At 45.7% G+C, this 18,532-nt stretch carries 16 protein-coding genes; 12 read left to right on the top strand and 4 right to left on the bottom strand.

Annotated elements, in window-relative coordinates:
- Nucleotides 1-354: 354 nt before the first annotated feature.
- A complete protein-coding gene (locus GJU87_RS02060) occupies nt 355-1,086 on the bottom strand; it encodes a DUF6261 family protein (RefSeq protein WP_153637990.1) in 732 nt (243 codons plus the stop codon).
- A 1,255-nt stretch (nt 1,087-2,341) separates the two neighbouring features.
- Between GJU87_RS02060 and GJU87_RS02055 the strand changes: the two genes are divergently transcribed.
- From GJU87_RS02055 to GJU87_RS02000, 12 genes are all read left to right on the top strand, one after another.
- Nucleotides 2,342-2,791 carry a hypothetical protein gene (locus GJU87_RS02055; protein WP_153637989.1) on the top strand — a complete coding sequence of 150 codons (450 nt, stop codon included), beginning with the start codon at nt 2,342-2,344 and terminating at the stop codon, nt 2,789-2,791.
- Nucleotides 2,792-2,955: 164 nt separating this feature from the next.
- Nucleotides 2,956-3,459 (top strand): GNAT family N-acetyltransferase, encoded by a 504-nt coding sequence (locus GJU87_RS02050; protein WP_153637988.1) that lies wholly within the window; start codon nt 2,956-2,958, stop codon nt 3,457-3,459.
- Between the two features lie 292 nt (nt 3,460-3,751).
- A complete protein-coding gene (locus GJU87_RS02045) occupies nt 3,752-4,033 on the top strand; it encodes a hypothetical protein (protein ID WP_153637987.1) in 282 nt (93 codons plus the stop codon).
- The gene (locus GJU87_RS02040; RefSeq protein WP_153637986.1) at nt 4,026-4,589 is read left to right on the top strand and encodes a class I SAM-dependent methyltransferase; all 564 of its coding nucleotides are present in this window, start codon (nt 4,026-4,028) and stop codon (nt 4,587-4,589) included. Before GJU87_RS02045 ends, GJU87_RS02040 begins: the two co-directional genes overlap by 8 nt.
- Nucleotides 4,590-4,733: 144 nt before the next feature.
- The gene (locus GJU87_RS02035; protein ID WP_153637985.1) at nt 4,734-5,471 is read left to right on the top strand and encodes a carboxypeptidase-like regulatory domain-containing protein; all 738 of its coding nucleotides are present in this window, start codon (nt 4,734-4,736) and stop codon (nt 5,469-5,471) included.
- A gap of 196 nt (nt 5,472-5,667) precedes the next feature.
- Nucleotides 5,668-6,354 carry a hypothetical protein gene (locus GJU87_RS02030; protein ID WP_153637984.1) on the top strand — a complete coding sequence of 229 codons (687 nt, stop codon included), beginning with the start codon at nt 5,668-5,670 and terminating at the stop codon, nt 6,352-6,354.
- A gap of 262 nt (nt 6,355-6,616) precedes the next feature.
- Nucleotides 6,617-7,939 (top strand): MFS transporter, encoded by a 1,323-nt coding sequence (locus GJU87_RS02025; protein ID WP_153637983.1) that lies wholly within the window; start codon nt 6,617-6,619, stop codon nt 7,937-7,939.
- 152 nt (nt 7,940-8,091) lie between these two features.
- Nucleotides 8,092-9,045, top strand: a complete 954-nt coding sequence (locus tag GJU87_RS02020) for an L-threonylcarbamoyladenylate synthase (protein ID WP_153637982.1) — start codon at nt 8,092-8,094, stop codon at nt 9,043-9,045.
- A gap of 293 nt (nt 9,046-9,338) precedes the next feature.
- Nucleotides 9,339-9,842, top strand: a complete 504-nt coding sequence (locus GJU87_RS02015) for an RNA polymerase sigma factor (RefSeq protein WP_153637981.1) — start codon at nt 9,339-9,341, stop codon at nt 9,840-9,842.
- 4 nt (nt 9,843-9,846) lie between these two features.
- Entirely contained in the window at nt 9,847-10,512 is a 666-nt protein-coding gene (locus GJU87_RS02010; RefSeq protein WP_153637980.1) for a hypothetical protein, read from the top strand.
- 226 nt (nt 10,513-10,738) lie between these two features.
- On the top strand, nt 10,739-11,575 hold the full coding sequence (locus GJU87_RS02005) for a hypothetical protein (RefSeq protein ID WP_153637979.1): 837 nt from the start codon (nt 10,739-10,741) through the stop codon (nt 11,573-11,575).
- Between the two features lie 15 nt (nt 11,576-11,590).
- The gene (locus GJU87_RS02000; RefSeq protein WP_153637978.1) at nt 11,591-14,044 is read left to right on the top strand and encodes a bifunctional YncE family protein/alkaline phosphatase family protein; all 2,454 of its coding nucleotides are present in this window, start codon (nt 11,591-11,593) and stop codon (nt 14,042-14,044) included.
- Nucleotides 14,045-14,186: 142 nt separating this feature from the next.
- Here the strand turns inward: GJU87_RS02000 and GJU87_RS01995 are convergent, their stop codons facing one another.
- The 3 genes from GJU87_RS01995 to GJU87_RS01985 form a co-directional block, all read right to left on the bottom strand.
- Nucleotides 14,187-16,400: a glycoside hydrolase family 3 C-terminal domain-containing protein gene (locus GJU87_RS01995; RefSeq protein ID WP_194831415.1), complete on the bottom strand. Its 2,214-nt coding sequence runs from the start codon at nt 16,398-16,400 to the stop codon at nt 14,187-14,189.
- Between the two features lie 276 nt (nt 16,401-16,676).
- Nucleotides 16,677-17,315, bottom strand: coding sequence for an endonuclease III (gene nth, locus GJU87_RS01990; RefSeq protein ID WP_153637977.1), 639 nt, complete (start codon nt 17,313-17,315; stop codon nt 16,677-16,679).
- 426 nt (nt 17,316-17,741) lie between these two features.
- Nucleotides 17,742-18,440 (bottom strand): hypothetical protein, encoded by a 699-nt coding sequence (locus GJU87_RS01985; protein ID WP_153637976.1) that lies wholly within the window; start codon nt 18,438-18,440, stop codon nt 17,742-17,744.
- Nucleotides 18,441-18,532 lie beyond the last annotated feature (92 nt).

Genomic DNA, 18,532 nt, shown 5'->3' with positions numbered 1-18,532 from the left:
CGCCCTGAAGGGGCGGGTTAAAACCTATCAACAAAACGAGGGTGTCACTGCAAAATCTCAATTACCTGATTCAAAAACGAAAATTCAACCAGCATTGCAATAAAAAGCAAACGCTGAATGAACCGCCGCCCCCTGGTTCCGTGCGTCCGTCCTTCGCGACCGCTCTCCTCCCCAGGGGAGGCCGGGAGGGGCAATAAAACCAATTCAACGCATCAGCTCCCAAATAAACCTCTGCCAGGATCTGCAGCCTCTGACAGGGTGCGGGCATAAAAAAAACCGCCGGACAATCGCCCGGCGGCTAAACCAATAATTAATAACCTCAAAAACGTATGATGAGCAACCAGGATAAGTGCGTTATTCTTCTTCCAAAGCCTCTTCCTCCGCCGATTTCCGGGTGGCATTGGCCCGGGCCGTCGTCATGGTGTGGGCAATTAATTCGTCGACCTGCCCGATGAGGGTGGTCAGCTTGTCCGACGGGTTGAACTTCTGTTGTACTTCCAGCCACGACAGGCTCATTTCAATCTGCTCCTGCAAAACTTTCCGCAAACGGTAGGCCGAGGTGTTTGTATCGGCTGCTTCCGCGGTCAGTTTTTGCTGAAAAATAGCCTCGAAGGCATCGGCAGCTGTCATCAGGCGTTCCAGCCAGGCAGTCCCCTGAACCGTGGTCAGCAACGCGGCGTTTTCTTCCTGTCCCAGCTCAGCTATCAGGTTCCCCAGGCGCGACGATTCGGTCTGGTAGCTGGCCAGTTGCATCGACCAGCCCAGCCGTTTAAGAATGCTCAGCAGCGTATCGGCAGCAGCCTTATATCCCTCAACGCTGGCATACGAGCAGGCCACCAGGTAATGACGCAGCGCCAGGTACGCCCGGTCGCGCGCCTCGTCGGCCGCCGCCAGCTTAGCGGTATATTCGCTTTTCCGCTCTCTTTTGTACGCCGTTTCAAACCGGAGAAATACCGATTCGAGCGGGGCTATCACCGCCGACAAATCGAATGTTTCCGAAACGGCAGATTTCAATAATTCGAGAAAACGCTGACTGAATGTGTAATATCCGTCGACCGGAAGGATCGAATAAACTAGTTTTTTCATGTGATAAACATTTTAAAAGGTTAGTATATAAAATTTGATATGATTTGATTCGTTCGGTTATGCCCTGCCTGGTGCCAACAACATACCTCGGTTCCCGGAAGCTATAAATCGGATGCTGAGTTCCTCCCTGTATCCGTGGAAGTACCAAATCAGACGCTGAGTTGGTTCCTGTATCCGCAGAAGTACCGAATCAGATGCTGAGTTCGTTCCTGTATCTGTAGAAGTAGCAAATCGGATGCCGAGTTCGTTCCTGTATCTGTGGAAGTACCAAATCGGATGCTGAGTTGGTCCCTGTATCTGTAGAAGTACCAAATCAGACGCTGAGTTGGTCCCTGTATCTGTAGAAGTACCAAATCGGATGCTGAGTTGGTCCCTGTATCTGTAGAAGTAGCAAATCAGACGCTGAGTTGGTCCCTGTATCTGTAGAAGTAGCAAATCAGACGCTGAGTTGGTCCCTATATCTGTAGAAGTACCAAATCAGATGCTGAGTTGGTCCCTATATCTGTAGAAGTACCAAATCAGATGCTGAGTTCGTTCCTGTATCTGTAGAAGTACCAAATCGGATGCTGAGTTGTTACTTATACCGGCAGAAACACTTCGTCCGGTGCCAACGAAACAGTCCGAATGGTTCGGATTGATTCGATTGGGTGCCGTTGACAGACCGGGATGTATCATTTTCAATGAACGCACAACGGTTCATCACTCCCACTGTCACTCTTCACAAACTTCCGGCTAACATCTGTCCTTCTCCAAAAACCGTATAATCAATATAGATTAAACTTTCCGGCTATGCCATTTTTTTTGATGAACGTGCGAAACTTTTTGATGAATGGCCGGATCTGTTGAGCGAACAAAAATTATGATAATAGAAAAACAGCGTTTTCAGGAAGGTCAAAAACCGGTTTCCGGATGTTTTTTGTTAAATTGGGAAAGCGAAATGACCGAACAGATGAAACGAGCATAATTCGTTAAAGCAGAAACACGAATGAGAATTTGTCATGCAAGTTCCATCCGGTAATTAATAAACAAAAATTCACGGATGAAAACTAACTGCATCAAACCAAGACAGAAATCGTGTGAGGTGACAGAAATTTCGCCGCATGTGAGCCTGTCCGCTCTTGCAAAAAGAAAAAGTCCATTGGTTTTGTTTTTGCACCGTAAACCTGGACTGACAGACAATTGAAAAACAATGCATATATACGATATATAACGCATATGCAATATCGTAAGTTGGCGGTAATTTTAATAAAACCAAATGGAGAAATTTGAAATCATAGGAGAAAACGGATTTGTCCGGATTATTTTGACAAAAGTTATAGGATTTCCTGAAACAACGAGTGTTTTTGGTGGATATGACACTGAAAGTACAATTGAAATTAGAAGTTCAAATTACTATGTGAAAGGATTGCTCTGGATAACGACCGGAAATATTTTTAATTTCTTCCAAGAGTTAGAGAAATGCCAAAAGAATTTAGATGGAATTGCCCGACTTGAATCTTACGAGAACAATCTTCAATTGACTATAAAATACGATGAAACAGGACATGTCATTACCAATGGAAAATTTGTTGAAAATTATATGCTGAAGAATATACTAGATTTTGAAATAACAGGAGACCAAACCTTCATGAACTCAACAGTCAACGAATTGGATGATATTTATAAAAAATATGGAGACAATAAAGGAATAAACTACAGCCGCTAACATTTTGTCATATGGCAGGCGGGGTGTTTCTCGGTTTGACAAGTCAGACCTCGTGCCCACTTTCTTACTGGTCTGACAGCTCCGATTGCTTCGGAACCGCCCGACCACCTACAAGTGACCGTCAGCATTCATTGTAAAACGACAATCATCAACTGACAAATATTATGAATATTATAGATATTGTAGAAATCAAGTCTGACCAAGTTGAACAGTATAAAAAGTTCCTGACTTTCGGACTTATTAATGACGAAGAAAATTTTCGTATAACACCTAATGACGACTTAAATGCGCCTTTCCCAACGGAAGACAAGTTGGACAGTTTTTCACTTGGGGCATATTCAGACAATGAATTAGTAGGTGTAGTAAGTTTTGCACGTGACGGCAAAGACAGAGAAAAATTAAAGCATAAAGGTATTCTGTTTAGAATGTATGTTTCCAAAGATTTTCGTGGACAAGGAATTGCAAAAAAGTTAATTGAGAAAGTAATTGAAAGAGTGAAGCAAATCTCTGACATTGAACAAATCAATTTGACAGTAATTGCAAATAATGACAAAGCAAAAAAACTCTACGAGAAATTTGGCTTCGTCACTTTTAGTTCTGAAAGCAAAGCAATAAAATGGAAGGAAAAATATTTTACTGAAGACCAAATGGTATTGCAACTGAAATAAAACAACGAACCGCTAACATTTTTTATACGTAATGGCGGATGATGTGTCAAATATCAAGGTTTCCATCCCTGTCAGACTGCGTAGCGGCCCGACAGGGATGAACCATGCAGTCGGCCACTACTCATACAATTTGTCGTTAGACGTCATATTAAAAAACAAAATATGATTCGAAATTACTTTTATTTAATTGTTGGACTTCTATGTATTCTTTTTGCAGTTGCTCACACACTGAATGGAATCGAGACGGTTCTGTCAAGTTTAGACCGTTCCCAAATTTGAAAACACAGCAAAAGTGGCGTTTACCTATGTATGGCATACAATAGGCATAGAAAATCTTGTTTTTGGAATAGCTTTACTAATAATGGCATTTCAACAGAATCTATTAAAAGTAAAGTTTACCGCCTGGCTAATTATTGCTGTTTTAACAATGCGCTGGATAGTAATTTCATATATTACCGTAATGAGTAGTAAAGGTAATTGTACGCTATTAATACCCGATGCGATTACAATTTTTGTAGTAATTATTTTGCTTTTACCTGGGACAAAAGTAAAGGAGCAAATTTTAAATGAATGATTTTTCCAACATCCATTTGCACCCAATAGAAAATGCTGGTGCTTTAGATAGCCGACTTCGACTATTATTACAGAATCCGAGAAGAATATTGAAAAAATATGTTCGCCCGGGTATGACCGTTCTTGATTTAGGTTGTGGAACAGGCTACTTTACATTAGAAATGGCAAAATTGCTTAACGGAAAAGGGAAAGTCATAGCAATTGATGTGCAGGAAGGAATGCTTGAAATATTGAAACGTAAATTACGTAATAGTGAATTACAAAAGCTAATTGAAATTCACAACAGCGAAGAAAATGAAATCTGTTTGACAGAAAAAGTTGATTTTATCTTTGCCTTTTATTCTTTTCACGAAATGAAATATATTGACCACATTATTCGTGACCTGACAAGAATTGTAAAACCTGAGACGATGATTTATATTTCCGAACAAAAATTTCACGTTTCGAAAAATAAGTTCAACAAAATAATTGAAAAGATGGAAACCAGAGGATTTGAAATCTGTGAAAGACCAGAGATATTTTTTAGCAGAACAGTAATAATGAAAATAAGACAATAGAAACTACGACCGCCTACTATGCGGTATAAAATGCAACTTTTCATACTGCCATCCGTTAGCAACTATTTTACGAAAATTCTCAGAACTGTAACTTTTTATATTTTCACGTTGTCTAATAAAAAGTACTAATGACAAACATGCAATATGAAACAATTAATGGTTCTTTTTTTCTTAGCTGTTAGCGGCTTGAACCTATATGCACAAGACACTATCAACATCCATGGACGTGTAACAGACTTCAAAGACACCCCTTTAGACAGTGTAACAGTTCGATTGAAGAATAAAAAATTTGAAAATCTATATGAAACCCTAACAGATAAGGATGGATATTTTTCTATGAGAGTAGAAAAAAAGACATACTGTTGTTTATATGCGATAAGATTAGATGATTATGGAAAGACAAAACTTGAGTATTGGGCATGGAATATTCCGGCATACAATGATTTGGAAATAAATCCAAAATATGAGCGAATGGAAATTTATGGGATGAATGCCTTTGAACCACAAGTTAGTCCGTACGATACATACATGGTATATTTTAGACCTATGAGCTTAACCAAGTCTTTAGAATTTCAAGGAAGAAATAATAAAAAAGAACTTGAACAGAAGGCTATTACAGCGAAAAAAATAATAGACATTGCCCCAAATACAATTTCAAAAGATGAGCTACGGGCTAGTATAAATGGATACAAATCTGAAGTTATCGGCATAAAAAAGGTAACTGAATATGCAAGAGGAGCCTATATGTATGGTTTTTTGGTACAAATTCGAAAACCAGAAAATTCTGAGAAGTTGGATTTGAATTATAATAAGATTTCCATTGTTCTTCATTCAAAAGAAACTGATGAATATGGCATGGGTGAATGCTTTGTGAAAAGATAGAAATAAAAACATTTACTGTTTTACACGTAATGGCGGATGATGAATTAAATATCAAGGCTCCCAGCTCTGTCAAACTACGTAGCGGCCCGAAAGGGTTGTACCATGCAATCGGCCGCTACTCACACAGCAAACCGCAATAAACCGGGCAGAACGATGAACCACTGCTAAACAATTAGGATGTAAAAACAAGAATGATATGATAAAGAAAAGTATAGCGGTTGTCTTTTTAATTCTTGCCTGTTGCACAACTCAACGTCTCACAACAACGCCTAACCTTCAATTAATCCGTGTTGATAATAATAGGAGACAAAGCCATAATTACGAGGCAGAAGTTAATTTTACCAGGGTGCGAAATAAGAACTACCAGTTTAGTGTCGCCATCAAAAACAATTCGAACAATCCTGTTTCAGTTGATCCTTCCCTGTTTTCGTACATTTTTTGGCCGGGAAAAAATAAAATAAGCCCTCAAATTTACTGTGTAAACCCTGACGAAACAATCAACAGATTGGAAAGGCAAAAGGACAGCCTGATGAATGAAAAAAATCCCTATTCGCTGAAAGGGGAAAATACAAAAGAGATAGTAAAAAATGGACTTATTCAGGGAACCGTAGCAGCTATTTTTGGCCAGGATCCTAAAAAATGGGAGTCGCAAAGAGAAGAGGATGAATATAACTGGGAACAAGACCATAGTGCCCGGTTAAGCAGGGTAGAAAAAGAACTTGATTTTTGGAATAACCGTGCTTTGTTACCTCAAAACGTCGCTCCAAATACTAAAATTAGCGGGGAGGTCCTGTTTCCGGTTGCCATGAGCATAAAAGGACTGCAGATTAGCATTCTGTTACAAAATGACACGCTGAATTTTGGGTTTAAACAGTCAAACTAACCATCATATTCCATTTACGACACACAAGAGGCTGCCCCAAAAGCCTCTCATATCCGGCCTCATTTCTCATACTTGCCGGAACTAAAACCACCATTCTTCCTTTCTGTTTCAAACCATGGGGTTCTGCGTGAAAAGCCAGCCCGTTACTGGCACCTACCAGCGTCCCGGGGCCGCACTCTGCAAACTATTCCCCCGCAAGCGTGTTAAAAAAGTAGCACCTCAACGATTAACACGTCAAAAAACGGAATAAGCCAGTTGCAGAATGATTAAGAAATTGTATCGCTACCTCACCAAAGACAACGATGACGAACAAGTATGCACCGAAATATCGGAGGAGGCCTGCCGGTACGTTCCCCGGAATTTCTTCCTGACCATCTTCAGCCAGATTTTCACCAAACTCGGCGATACGTTGAGCAATCCCAAAACGGTTTTAACCTGGCTGATGAGCTATGTGAGCGCTCCGGTCTATCTGATTAGCTTCATTGTCCCCATTCGGGAGTCGGGCGCCATGGTTCCGCAGGTGCTGTTTGCCAAATACATTAACAAGCGGGCAGTGAGGAAGTGGATTTGGGTGCTGGGTTCGCTGCTTCAGTTTCTCGCCATCGCATCGATTGGTTTCATCGTACTGAACTTTGAGGGACGCACGGCAGGATGGCTCATCATTGTTGCCCTGGTATTCTTTAGTTTATCGAGAAGCCTCAGTTCTTTGTCGTCGAAAGCCATTACCGGGAAGACCATCCCAAAAAACCGGCGGGGAAAACTGAAGGGATACTCCGTTTCGGCATCGGGTGTTTTGGTTTTGGTAGCCGGTCTGTACATTCTTTACCAATCGCATCACCATCCCACCCTCTCGTTTTACAGCGCCATCATCTTTTTTGCCGCCGCAACGTGGCTGGTGGCTGCCGTGATTTATTCGCGCATCAAAGAGTTTCCGTCGGATGTGGTACCGGAAGATGAAGAGGAGAACAGCGCGGTCTCGCACCTGAGCCTGCTAAAAACCGACCAGCATTTCCGCAATTTCATTATTGCCCGCACCCTGCTGTTGTGCTCGGCCCTGTCGGCTCCGTTTTACGTGATACTGGCGCAACGATACGTGGGGAAAGAAGCCTATCTCCTGGGGCTGTTTGTGATCGCTAAAGGAGTTGCCTCCATCGTCAGTTCGCCCATTTGGGGGAAATATGCCGACAAATCGAGCAAGAATGTGATGTCGACAGCCATACTGATTGCTTCGGGATTGGGAATTGCCACTTTCTTCATCGCCCGGTACACCGACTCGGTTAGAAGTTACCACTGGATTTATCCGGCTGCCTTTTTCATTTTAGGAATTGCCCACCAGGGCGTCCGGCTGGGAAGAAAGACTTATGTGATCGACATGGCTACCGGGAACGAGCGTATTAACTATGTGTCGATTAGCAATACGCTGATTGGTATCATCCTGCTGCTGGTAGGAAGCCTGAGCGCTTTGGTATCGTTGCTTTCGGTTGAAGGCGTTGTTTTGTTCCTATCGTTGCTGGGGCTGCTGGGCGCTTACCGAAGCTATCGCCTACCCAACGTAGAGAAGCGGGTGAAGACAGGCGAGGAATGAAAAAGACCATTTATCGCATGGCAGAAGTGTAAAGCGCCGGAATATTTTTCCAATACTCTTTCTTGTGCTATTTTTGCAGCCGGATTAATGAACCTTTGCAGGACAACGTTGTATTTGGAATGCAACATGTCAAAAAATAGCTAGGAAGAAGGATGGATCGACAAAACAACATGGAGCTGGCGGCTCGATTGATTCAGGAAGGAAAACTGGTAGCCTTCCCTACCGAAACCGTTTATGGTTTGGGAGCCAACGCGCTTGACCCGATGGCAGTAGCCAAAATTTTCGCGCTGAAAGAGCGTCCTTCGTTCGACCCGCTCATCATCCATATTGCTGATCTGGACGACCTGAAAAAGCTGACGGCTGAGGTGGACGACCGAGTTTACGTGCTGGCAGAAAAATTCTGGCCCGGCTCGCTAACCCTGGTGCTTCCCAAAAGCAAACTGGTTCCCGACATCGTTACTTCAGGACTGCCTACCGTGGGCATTCGCATGCCTGCGAATGAAATTGCCCGCGAACTCATCAGAACATCCGGCCGACCGATTGCCGCTCCCAGCGCCAATAAATTTGGCCGCATCAGCCCCACCACAGCCAACCATGTGAGAAAGCAGCTGCCCGACGTCGACTACATTCTGGACGGCGGAAAAACGACGGTTGGTATCGAATCCACCATCATCGAGCTCACCGAAAAAGGGTTCCGGATTTTGCGCAATGGCATCATCACCAAAGAGGACATCGAAGAAGTTTTATCTTTCGACGATTCCGAAAAAACAGAATCGATCGTTGCCCCGGGAATGGTGAAATCGCATTACAGCCCGGTGAAAAAAATGATTGTGGCCGACGAAAATATTCCGGTAGATATTGATAAAAGCAAAGCTGGTTTGCTGTCGTTTACCGGAAAACAGGAAAACGGCTACCGGAAAGTCATCCGAATGTCGGAGAACAACGATTTGAAAGAGTACGCCGTGAACATGTTCGATGCGATGCATACCTTCGAAGACGACAGCGAAATCGAAATCATTGTTGCTGAACCGGTGGCCGAAACCGGCATTGGCAAAGCCATCATGGACCGACTGAGAAAGGCAGAATATAACTGGAGAAAAGGTTAATCCCGTCGCATTAGCTACACTCTTTCTTCGTTTATCGATTTGCTGCCAGCCACCCACCTCCCGTCCGCGACAATCAACCTAAGCAATCATCGTACATTTGTTTTCATCACCCCAACGGAAAGTAAGAATAAAAAAAAATTCGCCGGTGTGTGATTTTTTTGAAGGCCGCGCGATAAATGGGGTAAACAAAACCAAAAAGAAAACAAGATGTGTAGATGCAGAACGAATATAACCGGCCCAAACAGCGAAACTTGTGAAAACACACAGGCATTGTCCGTTAAAAACTAAACGGGATGAATAACAGGAAAATGGGAGATCATACCGAGATAGTTCATCTCATAGAGGAACACCGGAGACTCATATACAAGGTCGTCAACAGTTATTGCTCCGATATTCATGAACAGGAGGATCTGCTCCAGGAAATCATTTTTCAAATCATCAAAGGATATGAGAAATTCGATCACGGGGTGAAAGTAACCACCTGGATGTACAAAGTAGCTTTCAACGTTTCCATCTCGCACTACCGGAAACTAAGAAGCCGGCAAAAATATGTGGTAGCGATGCCGGAGAAACTGGTCAGCGTGGAAGAAGACGAAGAGCCTGAAATCGATGAAAATCTCAAACGGCTGCGGGAACTCATTGACGAACTCGACCCGTTGAACAAGGCGATATTCATTATGTACCTGGATGAAAACAGCCATGCCGAAATCTCGGAAGCGATGGGAATTTCGGTCAGTAACGTGGGCACCAAAATCAACCGGATCAAAAAACAACTCAAGAAAAAATTTAATCAATAACATCATGGAAAACGTCAATATACACGAACTCTGGAAACAGAATGAAGCATTGCTCGACAGTACCCGCAAACTCAATGCGACACTCTTACGGGAAGTCAAATTGGACAAAGCCAAATCATCCCTGAAAAGTCTGCTTTTCCTTCCCATCAGTACCCTGATTTTTTTCCTCTTCGCCACATCCTATGCCCTCTATTTCGCGGTAGCGAATTGGGGAGCCTGGTACTTCATGTTCTCAGCCGCTGTTGTGGCCATATTCTCAGTTATGCTGGTCGTTTCATCCTTCAAACAGCTACAACAAATCCTTTCGGTCGATTACAACGCCCCTATCGTGAAACTCCAGAAAGATATTTCGAAGATCAAATTCTCGGTGGTGACCAATTTGCGAATCGGAGCATGGATTCTTCCGTTCAGCCCGTTCATTGGCTTGTTTGTCGTGAAAGCGCTGTTTCAATTCGATATGGTGGAAGTGATGAATTACAACATGGTCTTCTCCTTCGGCATCGCCACCATCATCCTGGAAGCATTGTCGTTGATGGCACTCAGGGCCCTCAGACCTAAAAACATCAACAAAAGATGGTTGAACTGGATGTTACAGGGAAGCGGCAGCCAGGTGGATGAAGCACTCGGCTTCCTGAAACAAATAGAGGAGTTTGAGCGGGAAGAAAAGTGAAAAGGCTTTCAAAACCCATTCGATAAAAACATTTCTGTCATCAAGTTTTAACCCAGACTTTACGAAAGACTGAAAGGTTTCGTGTTCCTTTATGTGGAATGATTTTAATTAATGCATCTTTGTTCTCCATAATATGCAAAAAGTGGAAACCCTCGTTGCTTTCGGGCGTTTACAAAACATGATTCAATAATATGCTTATCAAGTCTAAGGCAAAATGAACAGTCGTATGAACAAAAAACTCCTGCTCCTGGCCCTTTCAGGAATGCTGAGTTTCTCAGCCATGGCACAAACCGTTGATGACAACAGTCTGTATGTTGAGCCATCCAACCGGACGCCAGAACCTTTTCTCTTCTCGGTTTCAACACTTACTCCGGACGATCATTCCTGGAGTGTAAACTATTCCAGCAGTTACGGTAAACGCTCCGAAGAGCTCTTTGGGTACGACGGCGTTGGTCAGCAGTTCGCCTTAAAGGGCTATTTAGGCCATCGGTTCACCTTGTACGTGAACGCCGCACTGGGCTTCCAGACCGACCAGAATGTTGTCAGTTCGCAGCAAGCGGAAATCATCCGTGATGTCATTGGTGGAAAGAAAGCCACCGGATTGCGACTCGGAGTCGGGCTGGGATTGCAACGCGACTTCAGCAATGTCACCTCGGCATTAAGCAGGATAACTGCATCATGGGAAGCTTCCCGCTGGGACATCGGAGGAAATGTATTACTGGAAAAGGCATTTTCCAGCAACCGTGATAAAATTGACATCCTCACAAGCCTGGGTGTCCAATATCAGTTATTAGGCAGTTTGTACGGCGGAGTAGAAGCCGTAGGAGAAGATTTGGAAGGCCTTTGGGACCCGGAAGAAGCCGAAGGTGGTGCCAAAATACTGGTAGGTCCTTCGCTCAACCTGGTTCCCAGCGCATCCCGTTTTTCCTTTTCCCTCTCTGGTGGTCCCGTCATGTACGCCTCCCGCAGCAATGAGACCAATCCCGCCGCCATCCGGGAACTACCATCACAGGCGGGTTTGATGGTACGTGCGCGAATTGTCTTCAATCTTTCAGGTAGTTAAAAATAATTTCACCAGATGAGTCACATTTACAAAGCCGGGGTCATCCTGGCTATTCTTATTACATTTCTATTTCAGGGAAAACCCGCCTCAGCACAAACGCCGGGCCCCACCGGGCAGGCCCAACAGGTTTTGTTGCCTAACGGCTGGAAATTAAGTCCGGCCGGAACAGCTCTAACTCTTGGTGATTTACCGCTCAACCTGCAAGTCAGTCCGTCGGGGAAATATGCAGCTGTAACCAACAATGGCGAAAGTACGCAAACGGTACAGTTGATCGACCCGAAGCACGAGAAGTTACTCGACACGAAAGTGGTTGGCAAATCGTGGTACGGGTTGGCCTTCAGTCATAATGAAAAGCACCTGTATGCCTCCGGCGGATACGACAACATCATTCTTGATTTTCACCTGAACAACAATCGACTCAGCGTCCCCGATACCATTCGGTTGGCAAAACCCTGGCCCAAAGGCAGAGTTTGTCCTACCGGGATAGCGGTTACCAAAAACGACCGGGTTCTGTACACGGTAACCAAAGAGGACAACCGCATTTACACCATCGACCTGAAAACGAAAAGGGTCACAGATAGCGTTCCGTTGCCGGGAATAGCGTACAGCTGTGTGTTGTCGCCCGACCAGAAGAAATTGTATGTTTCGCTGTGGGGGAAAAATCATGTGGTTGTTTTCAACACAACGCAAAAAAAGATCACCAACGAGATCAAAACGGGTAGTCATCCAAATGAGTTAGTCCTGAATAAAAAAGGTACGATTCTGTTTGTTGCTAACGCGAATGACAACACAGTTTCGGTTATTAACACCGACAAAAACAAGGTCATCGAAACGCTTTCAGCAGCGCTTTATCCAACCCGTTTAACCGGCTCAACCACCGATGGGCTGGCTTTGTCGAAGGACGAAAAGACCTTGTACATTGCCAATGCGGACAACAATTGTTTAGCCGTGTTTGATGTCTCCGAACCGGGAGATAGCAAGAGTAAAGGCTTCATCCCGGTAGGATGGTACCCTACCAATGTAAAAACACTGGGCAACAAAATTTTGGTGACCAACGGGAAAGGCTTCACTTCGATGGCCAACCCGGACGGACCGCAACCCGTATCGAAAAAAGACGACAGCGGTTATCAGCAGGGGATTTCGGCGAAGAAACATGTGCAGTACATTGCCGGGCTATTCAAGGGCGCGCTCTCGTTTATTGACAATCCGGATGAAGCACTGCTAAAGAATTACACCCGCCAGGTTTACGCCAACACGCCGTTCAACGAGAAAAAGGTAAAAGACGCGCCGGGCGAAAAGGGAAATCCCATTCCCCGCAAGAAAGGTGACGTCTCTCCCATCAAATACGTCTTCTACATCATCAAGGAAAATCGCACCTACGACCAGGTGATGGGCGACGTGAAAAAAGGGAACGGTGTTGATTCACTCTGTATTTTCGGAAAAAAAGTAACTCCCAACCATCATGCCATTGCCAACGATTTTGTGTTGCTGGACAACTTCTATACCGACGCGGAGGTGAGTGCTGACGGTCACAACTGGAGCATGGCGGCCTATGCCACCGACGTAGTAGAAAAAACGTGGCCTACTTATTATGGCAGTCGGGGTGGAACCTACGGCTACGAAGGGCAGATGAAAGCGAGCTACCCACGCGATGGCTATATCTGGAACTACTGCCAGCGGGCCGGAGTGAGTTACCGCAGTTACGGCGAGTTCTGCAACATGGGCAAAACATCGCTGAAAGCACTGAAAGGCCATATTTGTCCAAAGTCACCCGGCTTCGACCTGAATATTAAAGACCAGGTCCGGGTAGATGCCTGGATGCACGACTTTGATTCGTTGGTTACCCGCCATGCCGTTCCGCATTTCAACACCATCCGGCTGTCGAATGACCACACCAGCGGGCAGCATTTGGGAAGTATTGCGCCACGGGCTGCCGTCGCTGATAACGATTTGGCACTGGGCCGTTTCCTCGAACACCTTTCCCACAGTCCAATTTGGAAAGAATCGGTAGTTTTTGTCTTGGAAGACGATGCGCAGAACGGCCCCGACCATGTGGACGCACACCGCTCACCGGTATTTGTAGCCGGCCCGTATGTGAAGCGCGACACGGTTATTCACGACATGTATTCCACTTCAGGGGTACTACGGACCATTGAATTGATTCTGGGCCTGCCGCCCATGAGCCAATACGATGCGGCCGCCACTCCGCTCTACAAGTGTTTCACCAATCATCCCGATTTTACGCCCTACGAACATAAGCCGGCCAACATCGACCTGAACAAACGCAATGTAGCCGTAAACGCCAGTAGCAAGCTATCGGCCACCTTCGACTTTTCGCACGAAGACGCGGCTCCGGATATCGCTTTGAACGAAGTCATCTGGAAAGCGATTAAAGGCGAAAACACCGTCATGCCTGCCCCGCGTCACAGTGCATTCGTAGTTCCTGTGAAAGACGATGACGACGATTAGGCAAAGAGCAACAAAATATTGATGATTCAAAACAAAAAGAGCCGGGAAAATTTCCGGCTCTTTTTATCATATCGAAATCTTTCAATTCATACCGGGTAGCTCATCTCCGCCAGGGAAAATTCGCTAACCGGTATATCGTATCTTATTTCAAAAGTTGGGCAACATCAACAGACATCTCCTGGCATTTCGATGCCCCTAACGCTGTGCTCCGGTTCCCGGGAAGCGATCCGCCAATCCAAAGCTTGTAGTTGCCTTTTCGAAGCACCCGTTTTCCCGCTTCATTAACCTCCGTGAAAGCTTTTTCGGGCAATTCAAACTGAACAACTTTCGACTGGCCTGCAGGCACAGATACGCGTTGAAAAGCGACCAGTGAATAAAAGGGATCGCCCTTTCCGGCTAACGGGGAACTGGTATACATCTGAGCCACCTCCTCGGCATCAAATTTACCGGTGTTCGAAATCGTTACTTTGGCGGTTATCTTGCCATCCGGGCCTGCGCCGATAGTCATTTTACTATATTCGAATTTGGAATAGGAGAGTCCAAAGCCAAACGGGAAAAGTGGTTCCTTCTCCATGTATTTGTACGTACGCCCCTTCATCGAATAATCCTCATAAGGAGGAAGATCGTTAACCGATTTAGGTACTGTGAACGGTAACCGTCCGGAAGGAACAGCATCGCCAAAAAGGATATTACCAACTGCGGTTCCGCCTTCTTCACCCGGGTACCAGACATATAAAACGGCATCGGCAATATCATAAATTTCGGGAATGGCGATTGGCGAACCACCTGTAATCACGACAACCAATGGGTTACCTTTCCCCTTCGCTTTAATTTTCTTGAGAAAGTCGATCTGGCTTTGCGGAAGCCTGATGTCCTTCCGGTCGCCTTTATGCTCTGAAGCAATGGCAGCTCCCTCTTCGCCTTCCACTAATCCGTTAATCCCCATCACAGCAATGCAAACATCGGCCGCAGCAGCTCCTCCGGTGACATAATCCATCGGATTTACATTTTTCTGGTAAGGAAGTTGACCATAACGGTAATTGATGGTCGTTCCCAGGCTCAATTGGCTGACAATTCCGTCCAGAATGTTGACGGTATTGTTGTTAACGCCATAGTAATTCCCCAACAGCACCTCCTCGTTAGCCGCTTGCGGGCCGGTGACAAAAACACTTTTCAGATCCTTTTTTAGTGGAAGAACATGGTTTTTATTCTTCACCAGGACGATTGATTTTTCTGCTTCCTCGAGCGCCAGTTTTCGATGCTCGCTGGAGCCAATAACATCCGGCGAAATATGCGCATATGGATTATCCCGGTTGTCGTCAAAAAATCCCAGGCGAAACTTGGTTCTCAACAAATCGTGCAAGGCTTTGTCAATATCTTTTTCTGTCACCAGCTTTTCATCCAGTGCTTTTTTCAGGCTCTCAAATGTCCTCCCGCAATTCAAATCCAGGCCGGCTTTAATGGCCATTGATGAAGCTTCTTCAGGCGTCTTTGCAAGATGATGATCTTTCCAGATATCCTGAATTGCTCCGCAATCGGAAACAATGTGCCCTTTAAAACCCCACTGTTTGGTGAGAATATCCTGTAACAGAAAGGGACTCGCACAGCTGGCTTCTCCATCTGTTCGGTTGTATGCTCCCATGACGGCCTCAACCTTTGCCTCTTTCACAAGGGCTTCAAAAGCCGGCAGATAAGTTTCCCATAAGTCTTTGGGAGAAACCACCGCGTTGAACTGATGCCTAAACGCCTCCGGTCCGGAGTGTACGGCAAAATGCTTCGCACAGGCAGCAGCTTTCAGGTAGTTGGGATTATTTCCCTGCAATCCTTCAACGAATGCCACTCCGATTCGGGATGTCAGAAAGGGATCTTCGCCATACGTTTCCTGCCCCCGGCCCCAACGCGGGTCTCGAAAGATATTCACATTCGGTGTCCAGAAGGTCAGACCGGCATACCGGTTATAATTCCCCATTTTCTGGGCGATGTTAAACTTTGCCCGGGCTTCGTCGGAAATGGCAGTTGCTACCTGGAAAGCCAGTTTGGTGTCGAAGGTTGCCCCTAAAGCAATGGCCTGCGGGAATACCGTCGCTCTTCCGTTGCGCGCCACGCCATGGAGACATTCGTTCCACCAGTCGTATTCCTTAACGCCCAGTCGCGGTATCGGGGCGTTGGCATTCATCAACTGACTAATTTTCTCATCAACGGTCATCGCCGAAATCAGGGCATCGATTCGGTCTTCCATCGGCAACGACATGTCGTACCACTCAAAGTTTGCTTCATTAGGTTTCTTTTCCTGAGCCATTAATCCTGCATGAAAAAAATGAAACAGGACGAGCAAGGCAATTACTTTTGTCTTCATAGGAGTTATCAATATAAGTTATTATTCAAATTGGTTTAATTAATTCGCTGCCCGCTTTAACCAGCCCTTTCCCGATGTGACGTCCCCCTACCGGTTCTCTTCTATCTCATCCGTAATCCGCCGCAAAACCATGCCATCACCGGTAGAGTTCAGATCCCACCACCTTTATTTCCGTAAAAATCTGAGAAAACAAATTTGTAGAAAAAGTGTAAAAAAAACACGAATTCCACAGCAAAACTCAACAGTCTCTTCCAATAACGCTACGTATCAGTAGTTTTACCGTCTCGCTTCTCTGTAATACCGGCAAACGGAATTCATGACACACTGCTCGCACCTGGGATTGCTCGGACGGCAAATCTCACGTCCGAGGAAAGAGATCGACATACCTGCTTCATTCCACCGCTCCTGCGGGATGGCTGCCATCAATTGCTTCTCAATCTTTTCCGGCTTAGGCTTTTCTTCCTGCATAGCAATCCCTAACCGCGGAGCCACGCGTACCACATGTAAATCGACGATAATGCCCTCAGCCGAATCTCCCGATTCCCGGATAATTACATTGGCCGATTTTCTTCCGATACCCGGTAGCTTGACCAACTCGTCCAGGGTTCGGGGAATATTTTCATCCGCTCCAACCATTCCGGCCATTTTGATGAGCCACTTCGATTTGTTGCCAAAATTCCGGACCGAGCCAATGTGTTGTTGTAAATCGGCTGGCTCAGCCCTCGAAAGCGCCTCCATATCCGGGTAGGCCTCAAAGAATCCGGGCGCCACCTCGTTGATGTGTTTGTCCGAATCCTGAGCAGATAAAACAACCATCACCACCAGTTGGTAGCGGTTCTTATAATCCAAAGGGTGCTGACGTTTTCCGTATTGCTGAAATAGCGGTTCTAATTCCTGTGTCCAATTTATTTCCATAGCCTGCTCATTTAGTTACCAAGAATATCAATTGCCATTAAAAGTAGGGAAAATCGGCCGCTTACAAAATTCAGTGAAATGAAGAAGGAGTTAAAGCACTGCTCTGACTCCTTCTTTATTTTAACTGTTACTACCGGTTATTGTTCTTTGGCAGCCGCAGCAAAAACCTGTCAGCGTTAAACATCCTGTTTTCCCGACGCTGTCAGGTGCTTTGCACGCTGACAGGTCTGCGGGATATTCTTATGCCACCGTCAGGGTTTACAACCACTGACGGGGAATAGGCCACGACCCTGTCGGTGGTCGGAGAACCCCGACAGTGGTCTGCCATCTTGCAACAATAACCCTGACAGGGTTCAGAACCCTGTCAGGGCAGTAAGCCTTTTCATTTCCCCGCCAGGTGGTACCAGGCCGGCGGGGAAAGAGAGTTTAGAGGTCGTCAGACGGTTCGTCTGTTTCGCCCGGAGCACTACTCGTGCTGGTTAGGGTGTATTTGCTCAGGCGGGCCGGATCGTTGCGATAGATGATCTGTGCCGCTTCGCTGAGGGGAACCAGCAACTGGTACACCTCGTTCAGGCGTTTCACCCGTTCCTGGGTCAGCACGCCCCGCTCCTTCTTGAACTTCTCCTGGCCAATATTCGACTCACGCAGTTCGGTGGCTACCTCGGAGACGGTTGTAATCACATCTTCGCCGCAACCCGCAGCTACCAACTCATCGTGATGTGCGGTGGCCTGGTCGCCCAGCGTTTCCATGAACAATACCATTTTCGCCTGGCTGTCGCGCGCCTTCTTGTAGTCGTTCAAACCAAACTGGTTCTGGACTGCTACATTTCCGTTGAACGCTTTGCGGACAAAGTAGGCCAGGTTGGAGTAGGCATCGCTGCTCTTTTTCATAGCAGCATCCACCTTCTGCGTCCATTCACCCATCTCGTCAATGACCACGTCATCCGGTTTGACTTCCTTCACCTGGGCTACAGCTCCCTGGACCGTTGTCACATAGTCGGCCGTCAGCGTTGAATCAAAGGCTGTAAAATCACCGATATCATCACCCAGTGATGCCGCAATCACGTCGGCTGTTTCCAGCATTTCTGCATCCGATTTCGAATACATTCGATCATTTTTTCCCATTTTACTTACTTTTAAATTTCTATTTCAATTAACGATGGGGGTAAGCGGATGTACAGGGTGTTGACCTGTCAGAGTAGCACCATTTCATCCAC

Origin of the sequence: Prolixibacter sp. NT017, from assembly GCF_009617875.1 — a bacterium.
GTDB lineage: Bacteria > Bacteroidota > Bacteroidia > Bacteroidales > Prolixibacteraceae > Prolixibacter.
Note: the sequence above shows the minus strand (reverse complement) of the source record. Positions and strands in the feature narration are given on the sequence as shown.